18 protein-coding genes are annotated in these 18646 nt (G+C 73.0%); 7 read left to right on the top strand and 11 right to left on the bottom strand.

Annotated features, from left to right (window positions below; genetic code table 11):
* Nucleotides 1-61: 61 nt before the first annotated feature.
* From rlmC to CCO02nite_RS07275, 3 genes are all read left to right on the top strand, one after another.
* Nucleotides 62-1183: a 23S rRNA (uracil(747)-C(5))-methyltransferase RlmC gene (gene rlmC / locus CCO02nite_RS07285; RefSeq protein WP_146842465.1), complete on the top strand. Its 1122-nt coding sequence runs from the start codon at nucleotides 62-64 to the stop codon at nucleotides 1181-1183.
* Between the two features lie 63 nt (nucleotides 1184-1246).
* Nucleotides 1247-2101: an LLM class F420-dependent oxidoreductase gene (locus CCO02nite_RS07280; protein ID WP_307724039.1), complete on the top strand. Its 855-nt coding sequence runs from the start codon at nucleotides 1247-1249 to the stop codon at nucleotides 2099-2101.
* A gap of 133 nt (nucleotides 2102-2234) precedes the next feature.
* Nucleotides 2235-4289 carry a DUF7937 domain-containing protein gene (locus CCO02nite_RS07275; RefSeq protein WP_146842463.1) on the top strand — a complete coding sequence of 685 codons (2055 nt, stop codon included), beginning with the start codon at nucleotides 2235-2237 and terminating at the stop codon, nucleotides 4287-4289.
* Between the two features lie 111 nt (nucleotides 4290-4400).
* Here CCO02nite_RS07275 and CCO02nite_RS07270 read toward each other — a convergent pair whose 3' ends face one another.
* The 5 genes from CCO02nite_RS07270 to CCO02nite_RS07250 form a co-directional block, all read right to left on the bottom strand.
* The gene (locus CCO02nite_RS07270) at nucleotides 4401-5324 is read right to left on the bottom strand and encodes a hypothetical protein (RefSeq protein WP_146842462.1); all 924 of its coding nucleotides are present in this window, start codon (nucleotides 5322-5324) and stop codon (nucleotides 4401-4403) included.
* 54 nt (nucleotides 5325-5378) lie between these two features.
* On the bottom strand, nucleotides 5379-6131 hold the full coding sequence (locus CCO02nite_RS07265; protein ID WP_146842461.1) for a DUF6345 domain-containing protein: 753 nt from the start codon (nucleotides 6129-6131) through the stop codon (nucleotides 5379-5381).
* 102 nt (nucleotides 6132-6233) lie between these two features.
* The gene (locus CCO02nite_RS07260) at nucleotides 6234-6710 is read right to left on the bottom strand and encodes a type VI secretion system tube protein Hcp (protein ID WP_146842460.1); all 477 of its coding nucleotides are present in this window, start codon (nucleotides 6708-6710) and stop codon (nucleotides 6234-6236) included.
* A gap of 96 nt (nucleotides 6711-6806) precedes the next feature.
* On the bottom strand, nucleotides 6807-7562 hold the full coding sequence (mtnN, locus tag CCO02nite_RS07255) for a 5'-methylthioadenosine/S-adenosylhomocysteine nucleosidase (RefSeq protein ID WP_146842459.1): 756 nt from the start codon (nucleotides 7560-7562) through the stop codon (nucleotides 6807-6809).
* Nucleotides 7559-8038: an S-ribosylhomocysteine lyase gene (locus CCO02nite_RS07250; RefSeq protein WP_146842550.1), complete on the bottom strand. Its 480-nt coding sequence runs from the start codon at nucleotides 8036-8038 to the stop codon at nucleotides 7559-7561. The genes mtnN and CCO02nite_RS07250 overlap by 4 nt, the downstream gene beginning before the upstream one ends.
* Before the next feature lie 112 nt (nucleotides 8039-8150).
* Between CCO02nite_RS07250 and CCO02nite_RS07245 the strand changes: the two genes are divergently transcribed.
* Nucleotides 8151-8408 (top strand): type II toxin-antitoxin system Phd/YefM family antitoxin, encoded by a 258-nt coding sequence (locus CCO02nite_RS07245; RefSeq protein WP_146842458.1) that lies wholly within the window; start codon nucleotides 8151-8153, stop codon nucleotides 8406-8408.
* A gap of 16 nt (nucleotides 8409-8424) precedes the next feature.
* A complete protein-coding gene (locus CCO02nite_RS07240) occupies nucleotides 8425-8838 on the top strand; it encodes a type II toxin-antitoxin system VapC family toxin (RefSeq protein WP_246117408.1) in 414 nt (137 codons plus the stop codon).
* Between the two features lie 19 nt (nucleotides 8839-8857).
* Here CCO02nite_RS07240 and CCO02nite_RS07235 read toward each other — a convergent pair whose 3' ends face one another.
* The 6 genes from CCO02nite_RS07235 to CCO02nite_RS07210 form a co-directional block, all read right to left on the bottom strand.
* Nucleotides 8858-9904 (bottom strand): glycosyltransferase family 1 protein, encoded by a 1047-nt coding sequence (locus tag CCO02nite_RS07235; protein WP_146842456.1) that lies wholly within the window; start codon nucleotides 9902-9904, stop codon nucleotides 8858-8860.
* A 2-nt stretch (nucleotides 9905-9906) separates the two neighbouring features.
* Nucleotides 9907-12498: a sodium-translocating pyrophosphatase gene (locus CCO02nite_RS07230; protein WP_146842455.1), complete on the bottom strand. Its 2592-nt coding sequence runs from the start codon at nucleotides 12496-12498 to the stop codon at nucleotides 9907-9909.
* Nucleotides 12499-12638: 140 nt separating this feature from the next.
* A complete protein-coding gene (locus CCO02nite_RS07225; protein WP_146842454.1) occupies nucleotides 12639-12866 on the bottom strand; it encodes a hypothetical protein in 228 nt (75 codons plus the stop codon).
* Nucleotides 12867-12971: 105 nt separating this feature from the next.
* Nucleotides 12972-13340: an RNA-binding S4 domain-containing protein gene (locus CCO02nite_RS07220; RefSeq protein ID WP_146842453.1), complete on the bottom strand. Its 369-nt coding sequence runs from the start codon at nucleotides 13338-13340 to the stop codon at nucleotides 12972-12974.
* A 36-nt stretch (nucleotides 13341-13376) separates the two neighbouring features.
* Nucleotides 13377-13679, bottom strand: coding sequence for a DUF2249 domain-containing protein (locus tag CCO02nite_RS07215; RefSeq protein WP_146842452.1), 303 nt, complete (start codon nucleotides 13677-13679; stop codon nucleotides 13377-13379).
* A gap of 93 nt (nucleotides 13680-13772) precedes the next feature.
* Entirely contained in the window at nucleotides 13773-14507 is a 735-nt protein-coding gene (locus CCO02nite_RS07210) for a helix-turn-helix transcriptional regulator (RefSeq protein WP_146842451.1), read from the bottom strand.
* A gap of 208 nt (nucleotides 14508-14715) precedes the next feature.
* Here CCO02nite_RS07210 and CCO02nite_RS07205 point away from each other — a divergent pair, with 208 nt between their 5' ends.
* Together CCO02nite_RS07205 and CCO02nite_RS07200 are read left to right on the top strand one after the other, a co-directional pair.
* A complete protein-coding gene (locus tag CCO02nite_RS07205; RefSeq protein WP_246117407.1) occupies nucleotides 14716-15927 on the top strand; it encodes a DUF8744 domain-containing protein in 1212 nt (403 codons plus the stop codon).
* The gene (locus CCO02nite_RS07200) at nucleotides 15924-18629 is read left to right on the top strand and encodes a multicopper oxidase domain-containing protein (protein ID WP_146842450.1); all 2706 of its coding nucleotides are present in this window, start codon (nucleotides 15924-15926) and stop codon (nucleotides 18627-18629) included. The genes CCO02nite_RS07205 and CCO02nite_RS07200 overlap by 4 nt, the downstream gene beginning before the upstream one ends.
* The last annotated feature ends 17 nt before the right edge of the window (nucleotides 18630-18646 follow it).

Below are 18646 nucleotides of genomic sequence, written 5' to 3'. Positions count from 1 at the left end.
GCACCGCACCCTAGCCAGCCGCACCGACAGCCGGGGCCGATCGCCCCCGTACCCTGTGGATGTGCGGTGCTCGTACTTCGACGCGGGGGTGTGCCGCTCCTGCGGCTGGATGGGGCAGCCCTACGACGAGCAGCTCGCCGCCAAGGAGCGGCACTGCCGCGACCTGCTCGCCGCGCACGACCCGCACTGGCTGCCGACCGTCGCGAGCACACCGGAGGGCTTTCGCACGAAGGCGAAGATGGTCGTCGGGGGCAGCCTCGACGCGCCGACGCTCGGCATCCTCGACGCGGACGGCCACGGCGTGGACCTGCGCAGCTGTGGGCTCTACCCGGCCGACCTGCGCGCGGCGTTCCCGGCGCTCGCGGACTTCGTCACGCGCGCCGCGATCGAGCCCTACGACGTGCCGACGCGGCGCGGCGAGCTCAAGCACGTGCTGGTCACGCAGGCGCCCGACGGCGCGCTGATGGTGCGGTTCGTGCTGCGCTCGCAGGAGCCGGTCGCGCGCATCCGCAAGCACCTGCCGAGCCTGCTCGTCGAGCTGCCGCAGGTGCGGGTCGTCGCCGCGAACATCCTCCCGGAGCACAAGGCGGTGCTCGAGGGTGCGCTCGAGATCGCGCTGACCGAGCAGCAGTCGCTGACGATGGACGTGGCCGGCGTGCCGCTGCACCTGCGGCCGCGGTCGTTCTTCCAGACGAACACCGCCGTGACGGCGGAGCTGTACGGGCAGGCGCGGGACTGGGTCGCCGCGACCGGCGCGCGCACGCTCTGGGACCTGTACTGCGGGGTCGGCGGGTTCGCGCTGCACGCGGGTGCCGCGCACGTCGTCGGGGTCGAGACGAGCGAGGAGGCGGTGGCCTCGGCGCGCGCGACCGCCGCCGCGACCGGGCACCCCGACGCGCGGTTCGTCGCGGCCGACGCGACGACGTGGGCGCTGGCCAGCGCACCCGCGGAGGCTCCCGACCTCGTCGTGGTGAACCCACCGCGCCGGGGGATCGGCGCGGACCTGGCCGCGTGGCTGGACTCGTCGGACGTGCCGCACGTCGTGTACTCGAGCTGCAACGCGGTCTCGCTCGCCGCCGACCTCGCCGCGATGCCCGCGCTCGCGGTGCGCGAGGCGCGCGTGTTCGACATGTTCCCCCAGACGACGCACTACGAGGTGGCCGTGCTCCTCGAGCGGGTCTAGCGTCGCGTAGGGCGCCAGCCCGACGACGAGAGGGGCGCGGTCGTGCGACTCGGGGTGCATCTCATGCGGTTCGACTCCGTCCCCGCGGCGCAGCTGCGCGCGGAGCTGGCCGACACCGCGGCGGCGGCCGAGGAGGCCGGCGTCGCCTGGGTCTCCGTCATGGATCACTATCTCCAGATGGAACCGGCGGGCCTGCCCGCCGACGACCCGATGCTCGAGGCGTACACGACGCTCGGCTACCTCGCCGGCGTCACGGAGAACGTCGAGCTCGGCGTGCTGGTCACGGGCGTGACGTACCGGTACCCGGGGCTGCTCGCGAAGATCGTCGCGACCCTCGACGTGCTCTCCGGGGGCCGCGCCGTGGCCGGGCTCGGCGCGGCCTGGTACGAGCGCGAGCACCTGGCGCTGGGCGTGCCGTACCCGCCGCTCGCGGAGCGGTTCGAGCGGCTCGAGGAGACCCTGCAGATCTGCGGTCAGATGTGGGACCCGACGAACGACGGGCCGTACGAGGGACGCCACTACCGGCTCGCGGAGACGCTGTGCCGGCCGCAGCCGCTCGTGCGGCCGCAGATCATGGTCGGCGGGTCGGGCGAGCGCAAGACGCTGCGGCTCGTCGCGCAGTACGCGGACGCGTGCAACCTGTTCGCGAGCACACCCGACGAGGTCGCGCACAAGATCGACGTGCTGCGCGGACACTGCGACGACGCCGGTCGCGACCTCGCGACCGTCCGGATCACGGTCCTGCACGGCGGCGCGCAGCTGCTCACGGGCGACGTCGCGGGGTTCGTCGACGAGATGGCGACGTACCGGGCGCTCGGGGTCGAGACCGTGATCCTGCGTCCGCCGACGACGAGCCTGGCGGCCTGGGTGCGTGACGCGGTGCACCCGGCCGTGGCCCCTGTGGCCGACCTCGGCTGAGGACCGCCGTCGGCAGCGAGCCGACGGCGAGGTTCGACGGCCGGTCGGTCCCTGCCCTGGTGGGCGGACCGGACTACGCTCGCGCACGGATGCGTCCCGGCGGAGACCGGGCGCCGACGAAGGGGTCACGACGATGAGCACGCCGAACCAGGGCTCGACGACCGGCGCGACGCCGGCCGGCAACGGGTCTGCCGCCAGCGAACCGACCGACGCCGGCTGGTACGGCCTGAACGCGCCCGGCGGCGGCAACCCGTTCGCGGGCGTCCCGGCCCGCGACTTCATCACCGACGGCGTCGCGTTCCTGCTGCTGTGCCTGTCCTTCTCGCAGGGCTGGCGGTTCGGCGAGGCGACGACCGACCGGATCGACGTCGTCGTCGTCACGGTGATCTCGATCCTGTCCCTGGCCGCGTTCTACCTGGTGCGCGCAGGGGTGTTCCCCGCCATGTCCGACCGGCGGTCGATCGTGCTGCGAGCGCTGCTCAACCTGCCGTACGTGCTGGTCGTGGCCGTGTACCTGGTGCTCGACGCGACCGCGACGCTGACCGCGCCGAGCGACGTGCGTGGCGGGCTGGGACCGGCCATCGGCATCGGGCTGGCGGGTGTCGCGCTCGCGGTCGCCCCCCGTGCGGTCGAGCTGGCCGACGCCGCGACGGCCGCCCTGCTGGGCCGGGCCGTGCGGATCGCGCTGATCAGCCTGGGCGCGCTCGCCGCCGTGCTCCAGCTCGTCGGCCTCGTCTTCCTCGTGCGCCGGCTCGGGGACCTGTGGGACTTCCCGAGCTCGTGGTGGAGCGTGCTGAACTGGCTCCTGGGCCTGGTGCTCCTCGGCGCCGTCGCGATCGTCCCGGTCGTGGCCACCGTGCGCCGCTCGCAGCCCTGGCGTTGGGTGCTCGTCGCCGTCGGCGCGACCGCGGTGCTCTACCTCGTCGCCCACGACGCGATCGTCGGGCGCGCGTCCGGCCTGGTCCACACCTCGCTGTCGACGATGCTGGGCAACGGGGCGGTCGTGCTGCTCCCGGCCGCGGGGGCGCTCGCGGTCGGCGCCGCCACCGCCGGGATCCTCACGCCCGTGCGGCCGCGGGTCGCGCAGTGGTTCCGCACCGCGTCCGCCGCGTGGGTGTCGATCGCGGTCGTCGCGGGTGCCGGCGCGTTGTCGGTGCTGCTCAGCCTCGTGGCGAACGCTGTCGCGCCCGTGGACCAGGGCGGTTCCGGGGTCGACATGGGTCTGATCGTCCAGTTCGTGCTGCTGGCGTTCGTCGCCGTCGGCGCGCTGGTCGCGCAGGCGCAGGTGAGGATCGCACCCGTCGCCGGGCGGCCGTTCGCGCTCGTCGTGACCGTCGTCGTGGCGGTGCTGGGCCTCGTCTCGGCGGGTATCAGCCGCTGGGGCCTGCCGAACGGCTACCTGGAGCGCATGTCGGTGTCGCTGCCCGAGCTGCTCATCTCGATCGGCCTGCCCCTGCTCGTGCTCGTCGTGCTGCTCGTCCCGCGCGAGATCCGTCAGCTCGACGTGCTCGCACGCCGCGCTGCCAGCGGTCCGCGCCCGCAGCCGGCCGCCGCGCCCGCAGCGCCCGCGCCCGCAGTGCCAGTGGCCGCAGTGCCCGTGGCCTCGGCGCCGGCATCGTTCGTGGGGACGACTGCGACCGATCCCGGGGCTCTCACGGACGAGAGCCTCGCGGTCGACGAGGACGCCGTCGGTGGCGCCGCGCCCGCATCCGACGAGCACCCCTCGCTCGACGAGTCCGCAGCCTCGACCGCGCCCGACGAGACCGGTACGCCCGACGAGACCGCGACGCCCGACGAGAGCAGCACTCCCGACGAGGCCGCGACGCCAGACGAGAGCAGCACTCCCGACGACAGCAGCACCCGCGACGAGAGCGGTACGCCCGACGACGCCGCGACCTCCGACGAGCACGCCACGAGCGTCGAGACCGTCGAGGCCGTCGAGCACCCTGTCGCATCGAACGCACCCGTGACCGAGCCGACGCCGGCGACGCCGTCCCACGGCTGGACGGCCGAGCAGGCGGCGGACCCGCGTACCGAGCTCGCCGACCTGGCGACGATCGCCGCGCAGGCCCCCGAGCTCCGTGTCCACCTCGCCGAGAACCCGTCGACGTACCCGGACCTCGTCGAGTGGCTCCGTCAGCTCGACGACCCCGAGATCGCAGCGGCGCTCGCCCGCCGGCACGACTAGCAGCCCGCCCGGTCCGGGACTGCGTCGACCTCAAGGTCCTGACGCCGGGCGGCTGACCACGATCGACGACGAGGGACGGACCGGAGCCCCGGCCCGTCCCTCGTCGTGGGGTCACGCGGCGCGTACGGTCGCGACCGGCCGCACGCCGCTCGGCAGGCGCAGGAACTTGTCCGGCGTGCCGGGTACGGCGATGACGTGCGCGGACCTCTCCTGCTCGCGTCCGCCGTCCACCGCGAGTGCGGCGACGAACATCGGCGCGAGCAGCGACTGCGCGCGCCGACGACCCAGGCTGAGGTACCCGAAGGCGAACATCTGCGGGTCGACCTCGACGTCGCCGAGCTTGCCGCCGAGCGCCTTGACCAGGCGGGTCACCGCATCCGTGGCGGCCTCCTCGGTCCCGCGGATGCGCGTCTTGGCGAGCACGTCGCCGGAACCGTCGCCAGCGAACCGGCGCAGCGACAGGGACAGGCCGGAGACCTGGCCGCTGCCGGTGACCTCGACGTGGGCCGAGGCCCGGCCCAGCACCGGCAGGCCCCGCACGGTGTGCCGGAACGCACCGATCGCGCGCGTGGTCACGGGTTCGCTGCGTCGGCCCTTGCGGTCGCCGCCCGCGGCCTTGAGCTTCCAGAGCCGCTCGAAGTCCAGGGCGTCCTGCGACGGGTCGACGAGGCTCGCGAACCGCAGGGGCTCGGCCGCGGTCAGGACCGCTTTGACGAGCGCGTCGTCGGGCGGCGAGCCGTCGAACAGGTCCTCGAGCGGTGCGATGCCGGACCGCACCACGAGCGCGCCGGAGGCGTGGAACGTGACCGCGCGGCCGCCGTCCTCGCCCTGGTAGGTCGTGCGCTCGCCCAGGCGCGTCGCCTTCGCGACGTCCAGGCGGATGCCCGTGACCTTGGCGTACGTCTTGATGAGCTTCTGGTTGCGCTTGACGGCCTGCTCGGCGGGCAGGCTCGTCAGCTCCAGCACCTCACCGGCGCGCGGGACGTCGCCCGCCAACCGGACCAGCCGTTCGGTGATCTCCTCGATGGAGGTCATGGTCGTGCTCCTTGTCGTCGTCGTGTGTGCGGAACCGTGCTCGTCGACGGCCCGTCAGCCCTCGGCCCATCGCCACAGCAGGCAGCCCTGCTGGGCGGGTGCGAGGTCGGCGGAGACGGAGCCCTCGCCCCACAGGTGGTCGATGTTGTGCGGGCTGAGCGGCCAGATCACGCTGCCGCCGTTCCACGTCGTGCTCGTCGCGGGGCCCACGACGACGGGGTGGTTGTCCACCCACCAGTCGGACACGCCGTCGATCCAGGCGTCGCTGACCCGGTCGCCGTCGGTCAGGTCGTCGGCCACGTCCGAGCCGCACTCGTCGGTCGTGATGCCGTCCCACATGTTGTCCCAGGCGCCGCAGTACAGGTGGAGCCTGGCGAAGATGTTCCACAGCCCGGTGAGGGTGCCGAGCGGCGCGGTGTCGCAGGAGTAGGCCATGATCCACTCGGCGTTCCAGTCCTCGCCGAGCTGCCACTGGCCGGACCACGTCCGCCACTGGTCGCGCGGGATGTCGTACAGCAACCGCGCCTGGCCGTCGGCCTCGTGGTTGCCGTGCGTCTCGATCCAGAACAGGTCGACGTTGTCGGCCCACGTGCGGTCGTCACCGCCGCCGCTGGTGTCCTGGAGGTCGTTCTCCCAGACGTTCTGCTCGGACCAGTAGAACGCGCGGGTGTGTCCCGCGGAGCGCAGCTCGGAGTCGAAGCCGTTGCTGCGGTTGAAGGTGTAGGTGAGGTCGGCCGCGCTCGAGACGCCGTTGGCCCTGGCGTTCCCGAAGTGGCGGATGGCCTCGACCCCGAAGGTCGCGCCCATGATGTGCCTCCTGTCGCGCACGTCCGTCGTGCACGACGAGAAGGAGGATCCGCTCGCAGCCCTCGATACCGGGTTTCCCCTGGTTCGTCGGGTGAGGCGGCGTCAGGCGGTGCGACCCGAGGTCGGCTCCCACGTGACCGAGATCGGCGCGGCGGCGCTCCCGTCGCGCTTCTGCGCGATCGTCGTGTAGACGAGCTTGCCGAACAGCAGGCCGAACGAGTCCTGGCCGATGCTCTCGGGCGTCGCGCCGGTCGCGTAGTCGACGACGGTCACCGCGCTCAGCTCCCAGCGCTGGTCGACGTGCTCCTCACGCGGGGAAGCCACCGTGTGCTCGATCGTCACCGACTTCAGGTGCGTGCCCCTGACGCACGCGAGGAGCACGAGCGGCGAGTGCGGGCCGACGGGTGCCGAGAGCTGGACGGCCTGGGCCGTGACCTTGCCGGCCCCGCCGCCGGGCGTGGGCATCGTCGTCGTGCTCGACGCGAGCGACCACGACACGCTCGACGCGTCGACCCAGCCCTCGTGACCGCGCGAGGTCCCGGCGCCCTTGATGCTCTCGAGCCGCACGTACAGGCCCATCGTGACTCCTCGCGCCTGGCCCCGCGTGTGCGGGACGCCTCGTGCAGCATGGCACCGCACGCCCCGCGAGGACAGGGGGAGAACCCGGTGCGCGCGTCAGGCGGACGTGGCCCGGATGGCGGTCAGCATCGCGTCGACGACCGCCGCGGACCGGTCGGCGGCGTCGTCGACGTGCGTCGCGAACTCGCCGGCCTCGACCGGGCTGCAGAGGTCGCTGATCGCGCGGACCGACGCGAACGGCACCCCGAACAGGTGCGCGACCTGCGCGAGCGCCGCGGACTCCATGTCCGCGGCCGACGCGTCCGGGAACGTCGCACGCAGCGCGTCGACGAGGGCGTCGTCGACGAACACGTCAGCCGAGGCCACCGCGCCGGTCACCGCGCGCACCGGCGGCTGCGCGGGCCAGGCGAGCCCGGCCGCCGCGGCCATGGCGGCCTGCCGCAACGTCTCGTCGGCCCGGTAGCGCACGGGCATGCCGGGGACCTGACCGCGCTCGTAGCCGAACGCGGTCGCGTCCGCGCCGGCCAGCACGTGGTCGGTGCCGACGACCACGTCGCCGACCCGCACCCCGACACCCAGGCCGCCCGCACTGCCCGCGCTGATCAGCGCCGCGGGGGGGAAGCGCGCGAGTGCGACCGACGCCGCCGACGCGGCGTTGACCAGGCCGATCCCCGCGCGCACGAGTAGCACCCGGGCGGCCGGCAGGCGCAGCAGGTGCGCGCCGGCCCCGCCCCGGAGCGCGACCTCCTTCGTCTCGACGGCGCGTGCGAGGAAGGGCGCCTCCTCGGCCGGCATCGCGACGACGACGATCGCGTCGAGCGGCTCGTCGGGTGCGGCGTACCGCCCACTCATGCGCCGGCGCCGCTCGCGACCTGGTCGGCCGTCACCTGCGACCACGTCGCGCGCTGCGCCAGGAACTCCCGTGCGGCGTCCTGCGCGCCCGTGAGCGTGTGGTTCGCGCCCCAGCCGCACTGGATCTCGTTCGCCGCCGGCACCTCGTCGGCCGTGAGCACGTCGCGCAGCGTGGCCTCGACGAGGTCGAGCACGTCGTCGTACGCCCACGTGCCGGCCAGCGTCAGGTAGAAGCCCGTCTGGCAGCCCATGGGGGAGAAGTCGATCACGCGGTCGCTGTGGTTGCGCGAGTGCTCCGCGAACAGGTGCTCGAGGGAGTGCACCGTCGGCATCCCGAGGTGCGCGACGTTCGGCTGCGTGAACCGCACGTCGTACTTCTCGACGACGTCACCAGCCGGCAGCGTCTTGGTGTCCGCGAGGCGCACGTACGGCGCGGCGACACTCCGGTGGTCCAGGTTGAAGGACTCGACGTTCATGCGTTCGGTCACGGCTGCTCCTCGGGTGGGCTGCCGACATTCTCGCCCAGCGCACAGCTCGCGCGCGACGCGCACGTGCTACCGCGTAGCACTCGGTGCTACCTTCGACCGTATGGCAACCCGGCAGATCAACCAGCGCGACCTGCGGACCCGGTCGCGGGAGATCATGGACGCCGTGGAGCATGGCGAGACGTTCACCGTCACGCGTGACGGGCGGGAGATCGCCGAGCTGGCGCCGCGGCACGTGAGGCGGTTCGTCGCACGGCACGACTTCGCGGCCGCCTCACGGACGGCGCCACATGTCGACCTCGTGAGGTTCCGTGCCGAGCAGGGCGAGGCGTTCGACCTCGACGACCCCTATGCCCGCTGAGGCCCGACGCGGGCTCGTGGACACCAACATCCTCATCCTGCGTCGACGGATCACGGCCGAGCACCTGCCGGACGAGCTGACCATCAGCGCCGTCACGCTGGCGGAGCTCTCCGCGGGCGTGCACATGGTGTCGGGCGACGACGCCGCAGCCCGCGCCGAGCGCGCGGCCCGGACCGCGTTGCTCCAGCAGGTCGAGCACGAGTTCGACCCGGTGCCGTTCGGGGCACAGGCGGCCCGCGTGTTCGGCCGGATGAGCGCCGCGGTGCTGGCCTCCGGTCGCACACCCCGACGGCGCGCGACCGACCTGATGATCGCGGCCAGCGCCGCGGTCGAGTCGTTGCCGCTCTACACCACCAACCCGGGCGACTTCGTCGGGCTCGACGGGCTCGTCACGGTGGTGGCGGTCCCGTACCCGACGACGCCCGACTGAGCGTCCGGGCCCGGTCCCGTCAGCCGAACCAGGCCGCGACCTGCGCGGTGATCGTCCGGTCGAACGCGTCGTCGTCGTGGCGGTCGCGCAGCCAGCCGGCGAAGCTGCCGCCCGCGGCGACGTCGAGCTCGGCGCGGCAGTCGGCGGTCTGCGTGAGCGCGCGGTGCAGCAGCTCCTCGGCCTGGGCGGCCGTGCGGAAGAAGTACGGGTAGTGCGCCGGGAGCAGCGCGTGCGCCCACGGCAGGTCGGGGAAGATGCCGATCGCGCCGGCCACCATCGCCTCGACGTACTCGAGCCCGTAGGACTCCTCGGTCGACGTCGCGAGGAACGCCGTGGTGTGCGCGAGCGCCTCCCAGTAGTCGTCCCGGCTCGCGGTCAGCGGACCGACCCACGCCCACTCGCGCTGCGAGAGCTTCATCGCGGGCTCGGAGACCAGGTGCGTCTCGTGCAGACGCGCCTCGACCTTGAGCGGCGTGCGCCGGGCGACGCGGTCGACGACGTCGAGGAAGAGCTTGGGCTGCTTGCGCTCGGAGACGTAGATCGCGGGGTACAGGACCACCGGGACGGCGGGCTCCATGCGCGGCCGGACGTGCTCGAGCCGGATGCCGAGGTTGACCCAGCCGGCGCGGGCCTTCTCGGCGAGCACCTGGGACACGTGCGCGCCGACGATCTCGCGGACCTCGGTCGCCGTGCGCTCCGAGTTGGAGAACGTGGGGAACAGCGCACAGGACATCGCGAGCGACGCGCGTTCGACCGTGTGCCGGAACTGCGACGTGTTCCACCACACGAAGTTCATGATCCGCGGCTCGCGCTGACCCACGGCGAGCGTCCGCCACACGTCGCACGAGTCGATCACGTCCATGTTCACCACGACGGTGTCCGTGACGTCGACGAGCTCGAGCGGGAGCACCTCGAAGCCGTCGGCCCGCAGCGGTTCGGGTCCGACGAGGACCGAGCCGGGGAACACCCGCAGCAGGCGCCGCACCAGGGTCGCGCCGGCGTCGTGCCCCGCGACGTGTCCCTGCCCGTCGACGAAGGCCTGGCTGCACCGCACGGCGATCTTCATCATCAGCTCCTGCCGGCCGACGCGACCTCGTCGGACGAGTTCGGGGTGGTGGCGGTCGAGGTCGATGCGTCGGCGACGACGTCGTCCGGGGCCGTCGCGGGCTGGGGGACGAGCGGGGCGTCGCCCGGGTCCTCCAGCGGAGTCGTGATCCGCATCCGGTAGAACGAGCGCCAGACGAACACGGTCGAGGTGAGGAAGAACGCCGCCGCCAGCAGGTGCACGAGCGTGCCGCGACCGTCGTCGGTGAGCGAGACCGCGAGGTCGACCGCGAGCAGCCCGAACAACGTCGTGAACTTGATGACCGGGTTGAGCGCGACCGACGACGTGTCCTTGTACGGGTCGCCGACGGTGTCGCCCACGATCGTCGCGTCGTGCAGTGCGGTGCCCTTGGCGTGCAGATCGGTCTCGACGATCTTCTTCGCGTTGTCCCACGCCCCGCCCGCGTTGGCCATGAAGATCGCCTGGTAGAGGCCGAACGTCGCGATCGAGACGAGGTAGCCGATGAAGAAGTACGGCTCGACGAAGGCGAACGCGAGGGTCGCGAAGAACACGCCCAGGAACATCGTGAGCATGCCCTGCTGCGCGTACTGCGTGCAGATCTCGACGACGCGACGCGAGTCCGCCTCGGAGGCCTTCGTGACGCCGTCGAGCCGGATCGTGTCCCGGATGAACTCGACCGCCCGGTAGGCGCCGGTCGTGACCGCCTGGATCGACGCACCCGTGAACCAGAAGATCACGGCACCGCCGGTGATCAGGCCGAGCAGGAACGGCGGGTGCATGAGCGAGAGGTTCTCGATGCCCTCGGTCAGACCGGCGGTCAGGCCCATGATGATCGAGAAGATCATCGTGGTGGCGCCGACGACGGCCGTGCCGATGAGGACGGGCTTGGCGGTCGCCTTGAACGTGTTGCCGGCGCCGTCGTTCTCCTCGAGCATGAGCTTGGCCTTGTCCCAGGTGGGCTCGAAGCCGTACTCCTCGAGCAGCTCCTCGTCGATCCCGTCGATGTCCTCGATCTGGGAGAGCTCGTAGACGCTCTGGGCGTTGTCGGTCACGGGTCCGTAGGAGTCGACCGCGATCGTCACCGGGCCCATACCGAGGAAGCCGAACGCGACAAGACCGAACGCGAAGACCGCGGGCGCGGCCATGAGCTCGTCCAGGCCCTGCTCGCTCATGAGGAACGCGCCGCCCATGAGGCCGACGATCGTCATGCCCAGCCAGTACGCCGAGAAGTTGCCCGCGACCAGGCCGGACAGGATGTTGAGCGACGGACCACCCGCACGCGAGCCCTTGACGACCTCGCGTACGTGCTTGGAGGACGTCGAGGTGAACACCTTGACGAGCTCGGGGATGAGCGCGCCGGCGACGGTGCCGCACGAGACGATGATCGCGAGCTGCCACCAGTGCCCGCTCGCGCCGGACTCGGACAGCACGAACCAGGTGGTGATGAACGTCGCGACGATGCACGCGGCGGACGTCAGCCAGACCAGGCTCGAGAGCGGGGTCTCGAAGTTCATCCGGTCCGCGTTGCGGTAGCGGTAGGTGGTGTACGCGTCGTTGAGCAGGTACGACGCCGCCGAGGCGACGATCATGACCGCGCGCACGACGAAGATCCAGACCAGCAGCGAGGCCTGCACGGCCGGATCGGGCACGGCGAGGAGCACGAAGGTCACCAGCGCGACGCCCGTGACGCCGTAGGTCTCGAAGCCGTCGGCCGACGGGCCCACCGAGTCGCCCGCGTTGTCGCCCGTGCAGTCGGCGATCACGCCGGGGTTGCGGGCGTCGTCCTCCTTGATCTTGAACGCGATCTTCATCAGGTCGGAGCCGATGTCCGCGATCTTGGTGAAGATGCCGCCCGCGATGCGCAGCGCGCTCGCCCCGAGGGACTCGCCGATCGCGAAGCCGATGAAGCACGCGCCCGCGATGTCGCGGGGGAGCACGAGCAGGATGAGCAGCATCATCGTGAGCTCGAGGCTGATGAGCACCATGCCGATGCTCATGCCCGACTTCAACGGGATGCGGTGCAGCGGCAGGGGCTTGCCGCGCAGGCTCGCGAACGCCACGCGGCTGTTGGCCAGCGTGTTCACGCGGATGCCGAACCACGCGACCGAGTACGAGCCGGCCATGCCGATGAGCGAGAACGCGATGACGATCGCGACCTTGCCCCACGCGAACTCCACGAGCACCTTGTAGTAGACGACGATCACCGCGGCGATGAACGCCCACAGCACCATCAGGAACTTGCCCTGCTGCGTGAGGTACGCCTTGCAGGTCGAGTAGATGAGCTCGGAGATCTCGCGCATCGAGGAGTGCACCTCGAGCTTGCGCATCTGCAGGTACGTCGCGACGCCGAACGCGAGGCCCGCGGCGCAGATGACCAGCCCGAGCGCCAGCAGCACCGTGCCGGACATGCCGCCGAGCACGGTGACCGAGCTCAGGTCGGGCAGCACCAGGCTGGCCTCGCCGCCGTGCCCGGAGTTCTCGGTCGCGCCGGTCGACTCGCTGCAACCCGCCAGCACGGCGAGGAGCGGGACGAGCAACGCGAGGGCGCGAGCCCGGCGGTGACGGCGGTGTGACGTGTGGTCGACGGTGTCCACGAGATCCCCAAGGAAGGTCCGGGCGGTGCAACGGTGAAACTGCTCTCACCGCCGACCGTAGGAGCCCCCGTCAGGGCATTCGTGAGACGAAGGTCACCCCTGCGATCCGCCCGGGTCCTCTCACGTCGACCGCCGCGGCGTCAGCGGTCCTCGAGGGCCGGGACGATCGTCGTCGGGATCGCGAACGCGAGCGAGATCGCCACGATGCCGCCGAAGAAGACCCACGGCCGGGCGGCCTCGACGACGTCGAACGAGATGGCGAACGCGCCGAGCCCGAGTGCGAAGAGCACGAACGCGAAGAACACCATCACGGCACGTGAGGCGGAGGCGGACAGGTCCTCGTCGCGGTGCTGCACGGGTTCGCTCATGTCCTGCTCCTGGTGTGGGTCGGGGTCCGGCCGGCGCGCGTTCCCGCGGCCGGGACCAGTCTGGCTGGCTCTCGCCGGTCTGCCAACCGACTCGCCTGCGCGACCTCAGTGCCCGCGCAGGCGCTCGATCATGCGGCGGTCGCGTTTGGTCGGACGGCCCGCGCCGCGCTCGCGCGAGCCGGCGAGCGCGACCTGCTCCTTGGGCGGGACGACGGGGGACCGGTCGAGGTAGCAGGTCGCGGCGGCCTCCGCGGAGACCCGCTTGACGATGGTGCGCTGCACGATCACGATCCGCTCGCGCGCACCGCCCCGCACGTGCACCTCGTCACCCGGCACGACGATCGTCGCGGGTTTGGCCCGTTCGCCGTTGACCCGCACGTGCCCGGCGCGGCAGGCGGCGCCCGCCGCGGTCCTCGTCGGGAACAGCCGGATCGCCCAGCACCACGCGTCGACCCGTGCCCGCACCCCGTCCACGCGCCCAGGGTGGCACACCCCGGCTGGGGTGGCGGGTCAGCCGGCGGTTCGCGTGATGCGCACGGTCCAGGCGTCGGGGCCGTCGACGAGGACCTCTGTCTCGATCGGCGCGCGCTCGGCGAGCTGCGCGAGCAGCGGACGCGGCAGGTGCGGCGCGATGATGACGAGGGAACCGCCCGGGGCGATCGCGTCGAACGCGCCGAAGACCGTCGCGTGCCGGATGGCGTGCGGGATCGGTCGCACGTCGAGCACGGGCTCGGGCTCGTCGTGGCCGCCGCAACCGCAGGTGTGCGCGGCCGGCGCCGGCGCGTTCGTGATGTCGATGTGCTGCGCGGTCATGAGACCTCCTGGCTCGGGGTGTTCCTCACAGGATCACCGCTCGTCGTACCATATGCCACGGCGAGGACCGTGAAAAAAGGCCGAAAGGCCCAGTCAGGCGTCCGCGGTGTCGCGGCGCAGCTCCAGCACGCAGTGCTCACGTCCGACGAACGGGCGCAGCGCGTGCGCGGCGATCGGCCCGCCCGCGGTCTCGAGCACGCCCGACACAAGCCCGAGGTGCACGCTGCACACCACCTCCGGGCGCTCGCGCGCGAGCTCGAGGAACGGGCAGCGCCACAGGTCGATGCGCAGCGCGCCGTCGCGACGCTCCGGGTCGAAGCCGAGGCGGTCGAGGTGCGCCTCGAGCGCGTCGAGCTGGCGTGCCTCGCGGTCGGTCGCGCTCGCGTCGACGGGCACCGTCTGCTCGATGTGGGGCTCGAGCTGACCGCCCGGACCTGTCAGGGCGTGGCCGGCCTCGCGCGCCGCGTCGCTGGTGGAGCCGAGGTCCCGGCCGAAACCGTCCAGCAGGACGCGGGTCAGGGCGACCTGCGCGATCGACTCCTCGAGCCGACCGACGGCAACGGGGTCGACGCGCGCGTCGTCCGCGGTCGACGCCCGGTAGAGCATCCGTGGCCGGCCGCGCACCGCCCGGCGCTCGGGGGCGCGCACCGCGTACCCGTCGGCGACGAGCCGGGCCAGGTGCTCGCGTGTCGTGTTCTCGTGCAGCCCGGTCGCAGCCGAGAGCTCGTTGACCGTGTGGCTGCCACCCCGCTGCAGCAGATGGAGCAGGTCGACGCGGCTCGCGGACGCGAGCGTGCGCTCGGCGTGGCTGCGTCGTGGGGGACTCATCCCTGCAGTATCCGACGTCGCACAACGAGCGCACAGGGCCGACGTCCCGATCGTGCGGCGCGTGTCGGTGGTGAGCTCCCGCAGGGTCCGGCCTACTGCTGGTCCGCCGGCCTGCCGACGATGGACGTGGAGGTCGCCGCCCGCAGACCATCGCTGGCCAGGGACCTCCGTCCCACGTGCGCAGCGCGCCGATTTATACGGTGATTCCGTGGAAAAGCCGTCCAGGCGCACGCCGCCGCTGCGCATCGCCCTCCTGCTCCCGGCGGGTCTGGCGATGCTCGCCGGGCTCGACTCGGCGTTGCTGCTGCTGGGTCTGCCCGCGCCGGTGAGCACCGAGCGGCTCCCCGTCGTGCACGGGCCGTTGATGGTGCTCGGTTTCGTCGGGACGCTCGTCGCGCTCGAGCGCGCCGTCGCGCTGGCGCCCGCGGGTGCGGGGGAGCGCGCGAGGCCGTGGGCCTGGGCCGCGCCCGGGCTGCTCGGGCTCGGCGCGCTGCTGCTCGTCTCGTCGGCGCCGCTCGCCGCGGGCCAGGTGTGCCAGATCGTCGGGGCGGGCGTGCTCGTCGCGCTGTACGTCGCGGCCTGGCGGCGACGGGCCGACGCCGCGATCGCGGTGCAGGGCCTCGGTGCGCTCGCGGCGCTCGGGGCGGCAGCACTGTGGGCGGCGGGCGTCCCCGTCCCCGCGCTGGCACCCTGGCTCGTCGCGTTCCTCGTCCTGACGATCGCCGGTGAGCGGCTCGAGCTCATGCGGATCACGCCTGTTCCGCCCGTGGCCGAACGCGGCCTGGTCGCGGCGTCGCTCGGGCTCGTCGGCGGCGCAGCGGCGGCGCTGCTGTGGCCCGCGCCGGGCACCGCCCTCGTCGGCGCGGCGCTCGTCGGGCTCGTCGCCGTGCTCGTGCGGTTCGACGTCGCCCGGCGGACCGTTCGGGGCCGCGGGCTGCCGCGGTTCATGGCCGTCGCCATGCTCGCGTCGTTCGCCTGGCTCGCCGTCGCGGGAGCGATCTGGCTGGTCGGAGGGCCGGCGACCGGCGGCGTGCGGTACGACGCGGTGCTGCACGCCGTCTTCCTCGGCTTCGTCATGTCGATGGTCATGGCGCACGCGCCCGTGATCCTGCCGGCGGTGCTGCGCCGCCCCCTGCCGTACCGGCCGGTCATGTACGTCCCACTCGCGCTGCTCCACGCGACGCTCGTGCTGCGGCTGCTGGTGGGTGACGCCCACGATCAGGCCTGGGCCGTGCGAGCCGGCGGAGTCGGCAACATCGTCGCCGTGCTGGCGTTCGTCGTCGTCGCGGCGTCGAGCGCGCTGCGGGGCGCACCGGCCCGCACGCCTGCACCGGCCCGCCCGCCCGCACCGGCCCGCCCGCCTGCGCGGGCCCGCACGGCCGCCGTGCCCGACGTGGCGAGCGCGCAGGTCCCGGCATGACGCGCGCGACGTGGCACCTGCGGGCCAACTCGCTCGTACTGGCCTGGCTCGCGGGCGCCGTGGCGTTGACCATCGCCCATCGCTGGATCCCTGCGGCTCAGTGGCTCATGGTGCACGTGCTGCTGCTGGGCGCCGTGAGCACCGCCATCCTGCTGTGGAGCCAGCACTTCGCCGACACGCTGCTGCGCCGGCCGGCGCCGGGTGGCCCGCGCGGGCTCACGGTGCGGATCGGCGCGCATACGGCCGGTGCGCTGCTCGTCGTCGCAGGTCTCACGGTGCCGAACCTCGGGCTCGTCGTGGCCGGTGCGGTCCTCGTCGCCGCGGTCGCCGGCACGCAGGCCGTCGTCATCGGACGTCAGCTGCGCGGCGGCTTCCCGACCCGGTTCGCACCGCTCGCGCGGTGGTACGTGGTCGCGGGTGCGCTGCTTCCCGTGGGCGTGGCCTGCGGCGTGGTCCTCGCGCGCGGCACGATGGGCGACGAGCTGCACGGGCGCCTGTACGTCGCGCACGTCGTGATCACGCTCGTCGGCTGGGTCGCGACGACCGTGCTCGGCACGCTGCAGGTGCTGTGGCCCACGGTGCAGCACGCGCGCATCGAGCCGTCCGACGAGGCAGCGGGGCGCCGGTCGTTGCTCGTGGTGCTGGCCGGGCTCGGTGTGATCGTCGTCGCCGTCGCGACGGGCCTGCGCGCTCTCGTGCCCGTCGGCTGCGTCGTGATCGCCGGGGGTGCGGCCCTCGTCGGCGCCTCGATGTGGCGTCAGCGCCGGGCGGCCGCCCCCGTCGTGGCCGCGAACGCCGCACGCGACTTCGTGCCGCGGACCGCACCGGTCCACGTCCCGCCGGTGTACGCGCCGGCCGCGCTCGCGGCGTCGCTCACGTGGTTCGTCGGCTCGGTGCTCGCGTTCGGTGCCGTGGTCGCCGCCGCACCGGGCTGGGACGTCGCCGCGGACCGGGTGCGCGGGCTCGTCGCGCCGTTCGCGGTCGGCTTCGCGGCACAGGTGCTGGTCGCCTCGTTGTGCCACCTGCTGCCGGTCGTGCTCGGCGGCGGACCGGCGGTCTCGCGACGCACGGCGGCCGAGCTCGACCGCGGGGCCGTCGTGCGGCTCGTGCTCGTCAACGGCGGGTTGCTGCTGTTCTGCGCGCCCGTGCCGAGCACGGTGCGGGTCGTCGTCTCGCTCGTCGTGCTCGGCGCGTTGGCGGCGTTCCTCGTGCTCGCCGTGCGCGCGGTGCTGATCGCCGGCCGGGCTCGTCGCACGCCCGTGCCCGCGGACGCCAGCTCGACCCGGCGACCCGCGACGTCGGGCGCGCTCGCGGTCGGCGTCGGGGCGCTCGCGCTCGCCGTCGTGCTCGGAGTGGTCGCCGACCCGGCCGCGGCCGGGCTCGCGACGGCCGACGCGAGCGACGGGGTCGTGGCGACGGGTCGCACGACGACCGTCGACGTGCAGGCGCAGGACATGCGGTTCTCGCCCGCGCGCATCGAGGTGCCCGCGGGCGACCGGCTCGTGATCCGGGTGACCAACGCCGACACCGACGTGCACGACCTCGTCGTCGAGACCGGCGCGACCTCCGGGCGTCTCGCGCCGGACGAGGTCGCGGAGGTGGACGTCGGCGTCGTCGGCGCCGACCTCGACGCCTGGTGCTCGGTCGCGGGTCACCGGCTGATGGGCATGACGCTCCAGATCGTCGCGACGGGTGACGCCGTCGAGGCAGCCGCGGCTACCAGCGCCGACCCGAGCGCCGACCCGACGGCCGCAGACGAGCACGCGCACCACATGGACCCGACGACGGACGCGAGCACGCCCTCGGCCGCGCAGGATCTGGACCTCATGGCCGAGCCCGATGCCTCGTTCGTCGCACGCGACGCGGCGCTCGACCCGCTGCCTGCGGACGACGGCCCCGTGACGCACCGCATCACGCTGACGGTGCAGGAGGTGGTGCGCGAGGTCGCGCCCGGCGTCACGCAGCGGCTGTGGACGTTCGGCGGGCAGGCGCCCGGGCCCGTGCTGCACGGCCGGGTCGGGGACACGTTCGTCGTGACGCTGGTCAACGACGGCTCGATCGGCCACTCGATCGACTTCCACGCCGGCGCGCTCGCCCCCGACGACGTCATGCGCACCATCGCGCCGGGCGAGACGCTGACCTACCGGTTCACCGCCACGCGCTCGGGCATCTGGATGTACCACTGCTCCACGATGCCGATGTCGGTGCACATCGCCAACGGCATGCTCGGTGCGGTCGTGATCGAACCGGACGGCCTGCCCGAGGTCGATCGGCAGTTCGTGGTCGTCCAGCACGAGCTGTACCTCGGGGCGCAGGGCGGCGAGGTCGACGCCGCAAAGGTCGCCGGCGAGGTCCCCGACCTCGTGGTGTTCAACGGGTACGCGAACCAGTACCGCGACCGGCCGTTGACCGCGGTCGCCGGTGAGCGGGTCCGGTTCTGGGTGCTCGACGCCGGTCCCAACCGGCCGAGCGCGTTCCACGTCGTCGGCGGCCAGTTCGACACCGTCTTCCGCGAGGGCGACTACACGCTGCGGGACGGCGGCTCGACCGGTTCGGGCGGTTCGCAGGTGCTGGCCCTGCAACCGGCCGAGGGCGGGTTCGTCGAGCTGACCTTCCCGGCCGCGGGCACCTACTCGTTCGTGACGCACGTGATGTCCGACGCCGAGAAGGGAGGAGTGGGCCGGGTGCTGGTCGCACCGTGACCGACGCCGGCGGGTGA

The organism is Cellulomonas composti, assembly GCF_007990245.1.
In the GTDB taxonomy this organism is placed as follows: domain Bacteria; phylum Actinomycetota; class Actinomycetes; order Actinomycetales; family Cellulomonadaceae; genus Cellulomonas; species Cellulomonas composti.
This window is presented reverse-complemented; position numbering and strand designations above follow the sequence as displayed.

Bases quoted from the DNA above. Each gene is read 5' to 3' on its own strand.
- CCO02nite_RS07280 (WP_307724039.1), top strand. From the start codon at position 1,247: ATGCGGTTCGACTCCGTCCCCGCGGCGCAGCTGCGCGCGGAGCTGGCC.
- CCO02nite_RS07275 (WP_146842463.1), top strand. From the start codon at position 2,235: ATGAGCACGCCGAACCAGGGCTCGACGACCGGCGCGACGCCGGCCGGC.
- CCO02nite_RS07270 (WP_146842462.1), bottom strand. From the start codon at position 5,324: ATGACCTCCATCGAGGAGATCACCGAACGGCTGGTCCGGTTGGCGGGC.
- CCO02nite_RS07265 (WP_146842461.1), bottom strand. From the start codon at position 6,131: ATGGGCGCGACCTTCGGGGTCGAGGCCATCCGCCACTTCGGGAACGCC.
- CCO02nite_RS07260 (WP_146842460.1), bottom strand. From the start codon at position 6,710: ATGGGCCTGTACGTGCGGCTCGAGAGCATCAAGGGCGCCGGGACCTCG.
- mtnN (WP_146842459.1), bottom strand. From the start codon at position 7,562: ATGAGTGGGCGGTACGCCGCACCCGACGAGCCGCTCGACGCGATCGTC.
- CCO02nite_RS07250 (WP_146842550.1), bottom strand. From the start codon at position 8,038: ATGAACGTCGAGTCCTTCAACCTGGACCACCGGAGTGTCGCCGCGCCG.
- CCO02nite_RS07245 (WP_146842458.1), top strand. From the start codon at position 8,151: ATGGCAACCCGGCAGATCAACCAGCGCGACCTGCGGACCCGGTCGCGG.
- CCO02nite_RS07235 (WP_146842456.1), bottom strand. From the start codon at position 9,904: ATGAAGATCGCCGTGCGGTGCAGCCAGGCCTTCGTCGACGGGCAGGGA.
- CCO02nite_RS07225 (WP_146842454.1), bottom strand. From the start codon at position 12,866: ATGAGCGAACCCGTGCAGCACCGCGACGAGGACCTGTCCGCCTCCGCC.
- CCO02nite_RS07215 (WP_146842452.1), bottom strand. From the start codon at position 13,679: ATGACCGCGCAGCACATCGACATCACGAACGCGCCGGCGCCGGCCGCG.
- CCO02nite_RS07210 (WP_146842451.1), bottom strand. From the start codon at position 14,507: ATGAGTCCCCCACGACGCAGCCACGCCGAGCGCACGCTCGCGTCCGCG.
- CCO02nite_RS07200 (WP_146842450.1), top strand. From the start codon at position 15,924: ATGACGCGCGCGACGTGGCACCTGCGGGCCAACTCGCTCGTACTGGCC.